Annotated in this window: 7 protein-coding genes; 1 reads left to right on the top strand and 6 read right to left on the bottom strand. The window is 71.8% G+C overall.

All coding sequences use genetic code 11. The features are described 5' to 3' along the window. Positions 1–43: 43 nt before the first annotated feature. From ERL55_RS01760 to ERL55_RS01735, 6 genes are all read right to left on the bottom strand, one after another. Entirely contained in the window at positions 44–898 is an 855-nt protein-coding gene (locus tag ERL55_RS01760) for a ribonuclease H-like domain-containing protein (RefSeq protein ID WP_241685809.1), read from the bottom strand. Positions 899–1,038: 140 nt separating this feature from the next. Further along, positions 1,039–3,438, bottom strand: coding sequence for a DEAD/DEAH box helicase (locus ERL55_RS01755; protein ID WP_241685871.1), 2,400 nt, complete (start codon positions 3,436–3,438; stop codon positions 1,039–1,041). A gap of 326 nt (positions 3,439–3,764) precedes the next feature. Further along, positions 3,765–5,912 carry a glycoside hydrolase family 3 N-terminal domain-containing protein gene (locus ERL55_RS01750; RefSeq protein WP_129137152.1) on the bottom strand — a complete coding sequence of 716 codons (2,148 nt, stop codon included), beginning with the start codon at positions 5,910–5,912 and terminating at the stop codon, positions 3,765–3,767. A gap of 219 nt (positions 5,913–6,131) precedes the next feature. Then, the gene (locus ERL55_RS01745) at positions 6,132–6,887 is read right to left on the bottom strand and encodes a PIG-L family deacetylase (RefSeq protein WP_129134894.1); all 756 of its coding nucleotides are present in this window, start codon (positions 6,885–6,887) and stop codon (positions 6,132–6,134) included. Between the two features lie 176 nt (positions 6,888–7,063). Next, entirely contained in the window at positions 7,064–8,854 is a 1,791-nt protein-coding gene (locus tag ERL55_RS01740; protein ID WP_129134893.1) for a diguanylate cyclase, read from the bottom strand. An 89-nt stretch (positions 8,855–8,943) separates the two neighbouring features. Further along, the gene (locus ERL55_RS01735; RefSeq protein WP_241685808.1) at positions 8,944–9,957 is read right to left on the bottom strand and encodes an LLM class flavin-dependent oxidoreductase; all 1,014 of its coding nucleotides are present in this window, start codon (positions 9,955–9,957) and stop codon (positions 8,944–8,946) included. A gap of 401 nt (positions 9,958–10,358) precedes the next feature. Here ERL55_RS01735 and ERL55_RS01730 point away from each other — a divergent pair, with 401 nt between their 5' ends. Further along, complete coding sequence (locus tag ERL55_RS01730; protein ID WP_164972091.1) at positions 10,359–11,984, top strand: EAL domain-containing protein; 1,626 nt, start codon at positions 10,359–10,361, stop codon at positions 11,982–11,984. Positions 11,985–12,037: the final 53 nt, after the last annotated feature.

Here is a 12,037-nt window from a genome sequence, read left to right as displayed (position 1 = left end):
CCCGGCAATGCAGCCGCCGCTACGTTCACCCCAGCCGGCGCGCTCAGTCGGCCAGCCGTTCCAGCAGCCCACACAGGCTCCTGAGGTCCTGCGCGTTGTGGTCGCCGACGCGCCGCAAGGTTGCCGCGCTGCCGCCACGCAGGTACTGCAGCCACGCGGCCGGCGCCTGCGACCCGGGCAGGTCGTCCTCGCGTACCACGCCCAGCAGTTCGTGCTCGGCGGTGGCCAGCCGGCAGTTCGGCCACACCGTGCGGTAGCGACGGCGCATCGGATGCAGCAGGTCGATATGCCCGCACGCCGGCAGCGGATCGGCCAGCCGCGCCAGCCGGTAGCGGGTCGACAGCAGCGGGCGGTCGTAGCTCTTGCCGTTGTAGGACAGCAGCACCGTCTCCTCGCCGAGCCAGCCGGCGAAGGTGCGCAGCATCGCGGTTTCGGCGGCCAGCGTGGCGATCAGCAGCTGGCGCAGACGCAGGCCGCCCGCATGCCAGTCGGCGGCGCCGATCATGAAGGCGCGGGTGCCGGTGCCGCCGGCCAGCCCGGTGGTTTCGGTGTCGAAAGCAAGCACGCGTTCGCGCTCGACTTCGCCCTGGCCGATGCCGTGCAGCACCAGCGCATCCTGCCGCGGCCACGGCGTCCAGGCCTCGGTGTAGTACAGGCCGGGTGCGATCTCCTCGCCCTCGAGCCGGCGATCGGCGGCCGGCGCCGCCCGCAATGGCGCCTGCGGGCGCAGGTTGAGGAGGCGGCGCAGCTGCGCCGCCGGATCGGCGCGGCGTGCGGGTGCGGTGGCAGGCGCCGCGCGATGCGTGGACGAGGCGATTGGTGCCGCTGCAACCTGCTCCGCTGCTGCAATGCGCTCCAGCCCGGCCGGTGCGAAGCCACCGGCAGCCCGACCCTCCACGTCATCTCCGCCACGCCTGCCTACGTGCCCATCAGCTGCGCCACGCATGCCCGCAGGCACGTCGTCCCCGCGAAGGCGGGGGTCCACGGACGTCGAGCCCGCCTGCCGGCGCAGTCCGGCCAGCTTGCGTGCCAGCGCGCTCATGCGTCGGCCGCACCCAGCAGGGCGAGCACGCGTTGCGCGGTACGTTTTGGCGAATCGGCGCCCTCGCCTTCCTGCGCTTCCAGCACCGGGCCGACGCAGGCCGGGCAGCCGCCGCGGCAGCCGCAGTCGCGCACCAGTTCCACCGCACGCGCGTGCAGCTCCGCCCGGCGTTCGAACAGCGGCAGCGACAGGCCGACGCCGCCGGGATAGTTGTCGTAGAGATACAGCGTCGGGGTGAAGCCGCGCACGTCGTCCGGCGAACCGGGCTGGCCGTCGGCATTGCGCCATTGCCCGCGGCCGGCGCCGTCGGCGCTGGCGAACCAGGCGCCATCGCCGCTGCCCACCGCCTTCTGCAGGTCCTGCGCCTCGGCCATCACCAGGAGCTGGGCGACCAGGTGCAGCGCGTGCGCGGCACCGAGGAAACCATCCAGCGCGTGCTGTCGGCTGTCGAACGCGGCATCCAGTACCGCCTGCGGCAGCTGCCACCACGCCGCGGTGGTGTGCAGTTCCTGGTCGGGCAGGTTCACCGGGCCGTAGCCGATGTTCTCGTGGGTGTGGAAGCGGATCTTCTTGTAACCGGATACCCGACGCACCACGTGCACCTCGCCATGCCGCGCCAGCCCTGCGCCCGCCTGCGCGCTCTCGGCCTCGTCGAGCACCTTGAGCTTGGTGTAGTCGATGGCGTCGGTGTAGTAGTCGACATGGGTGCGGCGCACATAGGCCTTGCGGCCTTCCCAGTCCAGGCGCTCCACCTGGAACGGTTCGGACTGGATCATGTGGATCGCACCCTCGTAGAGGGTGAGCGCGGCGGCGGAATAGTCGACCTCGGCAATGATGGTCTGGCGGCCATCGGTGCGGTCGACGACGACGAAGTTGCCGTCGGCCACCGAGCGCAGGTTGACCGCCTGCGCGGGATAGCTGTCGGCGATCCATTCCCAGCGCGCGGCCTCGTGGTGCAGCACGCCGGACTCGGCCAGCACCTCGAGCCACGGCGCCGGCTCCACCGGGCCGAAATAGTCGCCATCAACGAACGGCAACTCGAACGCGGCGCAGCGGATGTGGTCCATCAGGATCAGCGGCTGGTCGGGCTCGATGCGCGCCTGCTCGGGGTTGGCACCGGCGAAGAATTCCGGGTGGCGCACGATGTACTGGTCCATCGGCTGCGAGCTGGCCACCAGCACGCCCAGCGAGGGCTGCTGGCGACGGCCGGCGCGGCCGAAACGCTGCCAGGTGGCCGAGACGCTGCCCGGGTAGCCATTGAGCACCACCACGTCGAGGCTGCCGATATCGACGCCGAGTTCCAGCGCCGAGGTACTGACGATGCCGTCGATATCGCCGGCACGCATTGCGCGTTCCACCTCGCGGCGCTCGGTGGGCAGATACCCACCGCGGTAGGCGCGGATGCGGCGCGGCTTGCGCGGGTCGTGGTCGAAGACCTCCTTCAGGTACTTCGTCAGCACCTCCACCATCAGCCGGGTCTGGCAGAACACCAGCGTCTTCAGCCCCGCCTTGATGGCCAGCCGCGCGATGCGGTTGGACTGCGAGCGTGCCGAGGCCCTGAGCCCGAGGTCCGGGTTCACCACCGGCGGGTTCCACAGCAGCACGTGCTTGTCGCCCCTGGGCGCGCCGGATTCGAGGATCGCGGTCACCTCGTCCTCGATCAGCGCACGGCCGTGGTCGGCCGCATTGCCGATCGTCGCCGAGCACAGGATGAACTGCGGACGCACGCCGTAGAACGCGCACACGCGCTTGAGCCTGCGGATCACGTTGGCCACGTGCGAGCCGAAAACGCCGCGATAGGTGTGCACCTCGTCGATCACCACGTACCTGAGGTTCTCGAAGAACTGCGCCCACTTGGTGTGGTGCGGCAGGATGCCCTGGTGGAGCATGTCGGGGTTGCTGACCACGATGTCGCCGTTCAAGCGGATCGCCTGGCGTGCATCGCCGGGGGTGTCGCCATCGAAGGTCGCCGCGCGCAGGCCGAGTTCGCCGGCGCGGTTCAATTCCAGCAGCTCTGCGACCTGGTCCTGCGCCAGTGCCTTGGTCGGGAACAGGTACAGCGCCTTCTTCCCTTCGGCCAGCGCCGCGGCCACCACCGGCAGCGTGTAGCACAGCGACTTGCCGGAGGCGGTCGGCGTCGCCACGACCAGATGCTTGCCGTCGCGCGCCGCCTGCCAGGCACGCGCCTGGTGGGCATAGAGCTGGTTGACCCCGCGCGTACGCAGCGCCGCCGCCAGTGCCGGTGGCAGGTCGTCGGGAAACGGCGCGAAGCTGCCCTCCTGCCCCGGCACCACGAAGTGGCCGGTGATGCGGTCGCCGTAGCGGCGGGTCAGGCGTGCGGCGAGTTCGCCGCCGCCGGGCGCGGCGAGGGCCCGGGTGCCGGCAGGCGTGGCGATCGGGTGGTCGGAAGCACGGAGGATGGCGTTCAAGCGGGCACGTCGGTTACGTCGGCGGGCGGTCGTTGTACGCGATGGCCGTCTCGCCTGGTGCGACTGGAGACGAAACCATCCGGGCCACGGCCTGGTCCTCTCCAACATGCTGGAGGTGGCGTTGGAACCCCTCTCCCGCTGCGGGAGAGGGGCAGGGGTGAGGGCCGGGGCAGCGACCGCACCTGCTCGCCCCTCATCCGCTCCTCCGGGGCACCTTCTCCCGCACGCGGGAGAAGGGTTGGTGCGCGGGCACCCTCCAACCGCGGATGTAACGCGTGACGCGATCCGCGCGGCTAAAGTGCGCCCGGCGCCAGCAACTCGAAGCGCACCGGCTCGCCGGCCACCGACGACGGCGCCAGCCACAGACCGAACGTGCCGGGCTCCGCCTCGAACCGCATCGCCGGGTCGGTAAACGCCAGCTGTGCACGGTCGAGTTCGAAGCGGACTTCCACCGTCTCCCCCGGCGCGATCGCCACCTTGCGGAAGGCCTTCAGCTCCCGCACCGGGCGCACCCGGCTGGCGACGCGGTCGTGGATATACAGCTGCACGACCTCCTCGCCCGACACCGCACCGGTGTTGGTGACCGCGACACTGGCGATCAGGGTTCCGTCCCAGGCCAGCCGCGTGGTCGACAGCCGCGGCGTGGCGTATTCGAACGTGGTGTACGACAGCCCGTGGCCGAACGGATACAGCGCGGCGTTGGTGCACTCACGCCAGCGGTTCTTGAACTCGGTGACGCCCGGCAGTTCCGGCCGCCCCGAGCGCGGGTGCGCATAGAAGTACGGCTGCTGCCCGGAGTGATGCGGAAAGCTCACAGGCAGCCGCGCCGACGGGTTGTAGCCGCCGAACAGCACGTCGGCGGTGGCATGGCCGGTCTGGCTGCCGAGGAACCAGCAGGCGAGGATCGCGTGTGCATCGCGCACCCCGCCTTCAAGCGCCAATGCGCGGCCGTGGCGCAGCAGCACCACCACCGGCGTGCCCGCAGCCACCACAGCATCGGCCAGCGCCTGCTGCGCCGGCGGCAGGGTGATCGACACCCGCGACTGCGCCTCGCCGCTGTAACGCTGCGGCTCGCCCAGTGCCAGCACCACCACGTCGGCGGCGCGCGCGGCCGCGACCGCGGCGTCGATGCCGCCGGGGATCGCCTCCTCCAGCCCGCTGCCCGCGCACACGGTGAGCGCATCGGCGTCCTCGAGCGCGGCACGCATGCCGGTCACCAGGTCCACGTAGCGCTCGCGGTCGCCGAACAGCACCCAGCAGCCTTCGAGGTTGTCGCGGTCCTCCGCCATCGGGCCGATCAGCGCGATCCGCTGCCCCGCCCTGCGCAGCGGCAGCACGCCGCCATCATTCTTCAGCAGCACGATCGAGCGGCGCGCGGCATCACGCGCCAGTGCCTCGTGGGCCTCGCGATGCGAGGTATCGGCCTCGCGCTGCGGATCGAGCGAGCGGTACGGGTTGTCGAACAGGCCCAACCGGTCCTTCAGCTCCAGCACCCGCCGCACCGAGGCGTCGAGCTGCGCCGGGTCCACCACGCCATCGGCCACCAGCGCCGGCAGATGGTCGCGGTAGAAACCGCTCTGCATGCTGATGTCGAGGCCGGCGGTGAACGCCAGCCGGGTGGCATCGCGCTCGTCAGCGGCATAGCCGTGGGCGATGAGTTCCATGTCGGCCGTGTAGTCGCCGATCACCAGCCCGTCGAAGCCCCACTCGGTGCGCAGCAGGTCGGTCAGCAGCCAGCGGTTGGCGCTGGCCGGGATGCCGTTGATGTCGTTGAAGGCGCTCATCAGCGTGAGTGCGCCGGCCTCGATGCAGGCGCGGAACGGCGGCAGGTGCACGTCGCGCAGGGTTTGCGCGGAGATGTCGACCTGGCTGTAGTCCAGCCCCGCCGCCGCGCCACCGTAGGCGGCGAAGTGTTTCGGGGTGGCCAGCAGCGCAGCCTCCGCGCGCAGGTCGTCGCCCTGGAAGCCGCGCACGCGCGCCGCGCCGAACGCGCAGCCCAGCAGCACGTCCTCGCCGGAGCCTTCGGCGCCACGGCCCCAGCGCTGGTCGCGGGCGATGTCGACCGCCGGCGCGAACGTCCAGTGCAGGCCGGCGGCGGTGGCCTCGATGGCGGCCGCGCGCGCGGTACGCCGCGCCAGGTCGGGCTCGAAACTCGCCGCCTCCCCCAGCGGGATCGGAAACACCGTGCGCATGCCGTGGATCACGTCGGCGGCGAACAGCAGCGGGATGCCCAGCCGCGACTCCTCCACCGCGATGCGCTGCGCCTCGCGGCCCAGCGCCGCGCCGACGCCGTTGAACAGCGTGCCCACGCGCCCGGCGCGCACCTCGGCCAGCACCTCGTGCGCGCTCTGGGCGGCGACTTCCGGGTTGACGTCGGCCGCGAACGGCCGGTGCATGTCGGCGAAGCAGCCGAGCTGGCCGACCTTCTCCTCCATCGTCATCCGCGCGATCAGGGCATCGATGCGGTGCGAACGCTCCACTTCCACTCCGTTGAAAACGGTTACAGACGCGTATGTTGCCACGGTTGGAGGCGCGCGGCGGAGTGGGGTCGCCACGGGTTGCGAAGTGGACGATGCGATGGCAGCAGCGCCTGCTTCCGGGTCGGGGACGCCAGCCCCAATGCACCTGGCGTGTCCGGGCCACCTCGCCGGATTGTGGCGTCAGCCGAGGGCGACGATCTCGATGTCGGTGCGTGGTGGGGCGGGCGCGGCCAATGCCGCGGCGGCTGGGGCGCCGCCGAACGCCTGCCATGCGGCGCGCTTGCGGGCGACGAGGTCGGGGTCGAGTTCGAAGCGCCGCAACTGTCGCGACGCCAGCAGCGAAGGCGCGGGCCAGCCGTCGTGGAGTGGGACGCCAAGGCGCACGCATCCGCTGCAGGTCGCGGCGGCACTCACTGCGTGTGCCACGGCCGCCTCATCTCCCGTGTCATCCGAGGGCTGCGGTGCCAGCACCACGTCGCCGGGCTGCAGCAGGCGACGCAGGCGGTCGCCGAGCACATCCCGTTGCGCGTTGAGGCTGCCGACCGGCAGGCGGAAGCGTTCGATGCCACCGCTGCGCACGTCGAGGGCATCAAGGGCGTTATCGAGCCGTGGCCGCCAGCGCGCGGCGTTGGCCTGGCCCTCGCCATCGGTCAGCACCCAGACCCACACCGGCAGTGCGCGCCGGGCCGCGGCGGCGAGCAGGCCACCGGCCGCCTGCACACCATCGCCCGGCCGGGGCGCGACCAGCACCACGCGGGTGGCCGACGCGAACAGGCGATCGGCATCGAGCTGCGGCAGCCCGTCGCACCACGCGGGATGCGCGACCACGGCATCGGCGCTGCGCGGCGCCGCCCGGGCACGCAGCGGCTCCTGCGCAGGCGCCACCAGCCCGGTACCGACGGGCGCGGAAAACACCTGTGGGATGGCTGCGTGCATGGCGCGGTGTCGGGGGATGGGGTGGCAACGGTAGGCGCGCCGCGGTGAGCGCCGCGCCAAGAGCCGGCATCGGTGCAACAGCGTCGCGGCGCAAACCGTGCGTTGACCGGTCGGCCAACCCGCGGCGTGCGAACAGCGGTCGAGGCGCAGCGGGTGCAGCCCGGCGCTTCACGCGCTCAGTCCGCGTGCACCCGGTAGCCGTTGCGGCCGGCATCCTTGGCCGCATACAGCGCGGCGTCTGCCTGCGCCATCAGGGTCACCGCATCCACCGGCCGGGTGGCGTAGGCGATGCCGATGCTGGTGGTGATGCGCAGCGCGGTGCCGTCGGCATCGAGCGCCTGCGCGTTGCAGGCGTCGATGATCTTGCGGGCGATGGCTTCGGCGGTGCCGGGCGCGGGGTTCTCCACCAGGATGGTGAACTCGTCGCCGCCGAGGCGCGCCACCAGGTCGGTCGCACGCACCGCGCCGGACAGGCGCTGCGCGAACTGCTGCAGCACCGCGTCGCCGGCGGCATGGCCATGGCCGTCGTTGATGCGCTTGAAGTGGTCGATGTCCATGCACAGCACCGCCACCGGCGTGCCGTGCCGCTGCAGCCGGCCGAGCGCCTGCTCGAAACGCTCATCGAACTGGCGGCGGTTGGCGAGATTGGTGAGTGCATCCACGCGCGCCAGCCGTTCCAGTTCACGCCGGCTCTCCTCGAGCGCCTGTTCGGCCGCGACCCGCGCGGTGACGTCGCGTGCGTTGAGCATGACGTCGACACGGTCGCTGCCGTCATCGGCCGGGATCGGGCGCCAGACACCCTCGACCCACACGAAGCGGCCATCGCGATGCTGCACCCGGTAGACGTCCGTGCGCGGCTCGCCGCTGGCCAGCACCGCGGCCATCGCCTGCTGCTGCAGCGTGCGGTCCTCGGGATGCAGGATCTCCCAGCGCGAGCCCAGCATTTCCGCCGGTGTCCAGCCGAACATCTCGGCGGCCGCCGGTGACGCGTACAGCAGCTCGCCATCGGCACGCACGCGGGCGATGAGGTCATGCGAATGCTCGGCCAGCATGCGGTAACGGCGCTCGCTTTCCGCAAGCTGGCGGGCCAGGCGCTGGCGCTCGGTCATTGCCAGGCTCATCGGGATGGTCATCAGGCAGCCACCGGCCAGGTACAGCTGCAGCAGCGCGATGCGGCCGCCGTCGTCGAGGCCGGGCAGCCACAGGGGGCCGAAGCCGAGGTGGGTGGCGTAGGCGCCGATCAGCCCCAGCGCGATCACCCCCAGCGCCACCCCGACGAACTGATGGCGCACCGCGACCAGCAGCAGCGCCGGGTACGCAAGAAACAGCACCGGGTAGGTACTGACAAAGATCGCAATGGCCACCACCACAAGCACCGCCATGGTCGCCATCAGGCTCCAGCCGCCGCCCATCGTGAACATGCCGCGGCCGCGGCGCTGGGCAACCAGCGTGGTGGTGGCCACGATCACCATCCCCACCACGTGCGCGGCATACCAGCTCTCGAACGCGATGCCGAACGGCTGTCCGTGCATGCCGTTGGCGACCGTGGCCGCCGCAAGCCCGGACACCGCACAGGCCACCAGCGTGGCGGCGGTCGCGATGCCGCCCAGATGCATCCAGTCGCGCGGATTGCGGATGTCGGGAACACGGCTGCGGATGATGGCGGCCACCAGCAGCGCCTCGCCTGCGTTGCACAGCGCGATCAGCGCCGCATACGACGGTTCATCGCCCGCCAGCAGCCGCGCCGGCAGTTCCGCCGCGTACGCCACCGCCAGATAGCCCGGCCAGGTGCGGGTACGCCGGGTCAGCAGCCAGCCGGCAAGCAGGCCGTTGCCCACCCACACCGCGGCCAGTTCGCCCGGCCCGCGCGCAAAGGTCAGGGCCAGCCAGGCGGAGCTTGCGATCAGCACCCCCAGCAGGGCGCGGTCGAAGCGGTAGGTGCGAGGCAGTTGCAGGCGTTGCAGCATGTCGTGACCGGAGGGGCCGGACCGCGACTCTAGCCCAACCCGCCGTCGGCGCCATCAGCGCCGCCTGCACGCGACAGGCGGCGCGGCGGTCACGCCGCCGGCGGATGCGCGCCGGCGATCTCCGCGATCATCCGGAACGAGCGCAGGCGCAGCTCGAAGTCGTACACATCCGACACCACCATCAGCTCGTCGGCGCCGGTGCGCTCGGCCAGCGCCTGCATGCCGGCACGCACCGTGTCCGGGCCACCGATGATGCTGTGCGCGAGCATCTGCGCGGCCTGCGCCTTCTCCATCGGCGTCCAGTACTGCTCGATGTCGTCGATCGGCGGCTGGGTGAGGTTGCGCGCGCCGCGGAAGATGTCGGCAAACGACATCTGCTGGCTGGTGGCCAGGCGCCTGGCCTCGGCATCGGTGGGCGCGGCGACGATGTTCACGCCGACCAGCGCATAGGGCTCGGCCAGCTGCGGCGACGGCTTGAAGCGCTCGCGGTAGATCGCCAGTGCCTGGTCGAGCGCCTGCGGCGCAAAATGCGAGGCGAAACCGAATGGCAGGCCGAGTTCGGCCGCCAGCTGCGCGCCGAACAGGCTGGAGCCGAGGATCCACAGCGGCACCTCGGTGCCCGAGCCCGGCACCGCCTCGATGCGCTGGCCCGGCTGCACCGGCCCGAGCCACGCCTGCAGTTCCTGCACGTCCTGCGGGAAGTTGTCGGAATTGCCCGGCGGCCGTCGCAGCGCGCGCAGGGTGAGCTGGTCGGTGCCCGGCGCACGGCCGAGGCCGAGGTCGATGCGGCCGGGAAACAGCGTCGCCAGCGTGCCGAACTGCTCGGCGATGATGTAGGGCGCGTGGTTGGGCAGCATCACGCCACCGGCGCCGACGCGGATGCGCTTCGTGCCCGCGGCCACATGCGCGATCACCAGCGACGTGGCCGCGGTGGTGACCGCCGGCATGTTGTGGTGCTCGGCGATCCAGAACCGCTCGTAGCCCCAGTCCTCCGCCTGCCGCGCAAGCTCGCGCGCCTCGTCGAGCGCGGTGCGGCGGTCGCCACCCTCGCGCACCCGGCCGAGTTCGAGGATCGACAGCCGCGGCATCGCGGGCGCGCTCATCGCCGCGGCTCCACGCGCGGGGCGGGCGTGCGGGCGCAGGCGATGGCAGGGGTCGGGATCAGCAACATGCAGGGCTCCGGGATGGCGGCGCGTGGCGCGGGGTACGCCGGGGGGCGCGATACCACAGGGATGGGGGCTGCGGCGTGGCGATCAACCGCCGGCGCGCCGGCCTCCGCGCCGCCGCCCGGCCCGCACCCGGCACGGACCTGCCCGTGTGTGACCGCCATCGCAGCTGCGGCACGCCGTTCGCGGACGGCAGCGGTGCCGGATGAATGCGTCAGCATCCGACCACCCGTGAGCGGCCGGCTTTGCACGGTTCACTTAACCCCGGGCCCCGGGGATGCCATGGTAGGCGGCCGAACTGCATCCACCCGGGTCGGAGAACCATGCAGCTGGCAAGGATGATCAGGCTCATCGGGGCCGCGGCGCTGGTGTTCGGCGTTCCGCTTGCAGGGTCCCTGTATCTGGCCCAGCACCTGGCGCGCAACACCGAGTTCGAGCGCGTCGAACAGCTGGCACGGGCGGTGCTGGCGCGCACCGCGGTGATCGCAAGACAGTCGCAGGAAGCCACCGAGCGGCTGGCCGCGCTCCCGCCCGACCACCCGTGCACGCCGGACAAGCTGGCGCTGATGTGGTCGATCGACCTCGGCTCCACCTACCTGCAGGCGGTGGGCTATGTGGAGAACGACCGCCTGGTGTGCTCGTCGCTGGGTGACCACGGCGACGGCATCCCGCTCGGGCCTGCCGCGTTCACCAGCGTGCAGGGCGACCGCATGCGCCCGCGCGTGCGCCTGCCGATGATCCCGGACACCGACCTGCTGATGGCCGAGCACAGCGGCACCGCAACGCTGGTGCACCCGGAGATGTTCACCAACCTGGTGCAGAGCGCCGACGACCCTTCGGTGGGCCTGCTGAGCCTGCCCGGGCACGTGCCGCTGGCGGTGCGCGGCCGCTTCCAGCCGGAATGGCTCGAACGCACCCCCGGCCCCGACGGGACCGCGCGGTTCCTCGACGGCGGGCAGATGGTCACCCTGTACCACTCCGCGGACTGGCAGCTGCTGGCATTCGCCGCCGCGCCGGTGGCGCGGATCGAGGCGCGCACTCGCACCCTTGCGTGGACGCTGGTGCCGGTGGGTGCGCTGGTCGGGCTGCTGCTGTGGCTGGCCCTGCTTTGGCACCTGCGCGTGCAGCGCTCACTGCCGGCAGTGATGCGCGCCGCGCTCGATGCCGACGAGTTCTTCCTCGAATACCAGCCGATCGTCGAGCTGGCCAGCGGGCGCTGGGTGGGCGCGGAGGCGCTGATCCGCTGGCGGCGCGCCGACGGCATGCTGATCCGGCCCGACATGTTCATCCCCGCGGCCGAGGACAGCGGCCTGATCGAGCGCATCACCGGGCGCGTGCTGGCGATCATCGCCGCGGAAACCCCGGCACTGTTCCGCAAGCACCCGGACTTCCGCCTGAGCATCAACCTGTCGGCGTCCGACCTTGCGTCGGATGCCATCGTCCAGCAGCTGCACGCGCTCACCCGCCTGCCCGACATCGCGCCGCACAACCTCGCGGTGGAGGCCACCGAGCGCGGCCTGCTGACCGTCGAAGCCACCCGGCACGTGCTCGCCGGGATCCGCGCGCTCGGCCTGCGCGCCGCCATCGACGACTTCGGCACCGGCTATTCCGGGCTCTCGTACCTGGGCACGTTCGACATCGACACGCTCAAGATCGACAAGTCGTTCGTCGACACCGTGGGCACCGATGCACCCACCAGCGATGTCGCCGTGCACATCATCGGCATGGCCAGCACGCTCGGCCTGGACGTGGTGGCCGAAGGCATCGAGACCGCGGAGCAGGCCCGCTTCCTGCACGAACGCGGCGTGCGCTACGGCCAGGGCTGGCTGTACGCGAAGTCGATGCCGATGCCGGCGCTGCTGGCCGCGCTGGAGGCGGCCGCGGCAGAGGGCGCGCTCGACAGCCCCGCGATCGGCGAAGGCAACGCCGGAGACGCCGGCGGACCTGTCAGGCCGGCGGAATAGCGCCGTGGTCGTCTGGCGTCGCACGCGGCGCCCGGTCGTCGTCCACGCGTCGC

The organism is Luteimonas sp. YGD11-2 (assembly GCF_004118975.1).
GTDB lineage: Bacteria > Pseudomonadota > Gammaproteobacteria > Xanthomonadales > Xanthomonadaceae > Luteimonas > Luteimonas muca.
The sequence above is the reverse complement of the archived record's forward strand: the minus strand, read 5'-3'. Positions and strand labels throughout refer to the sequence as shown.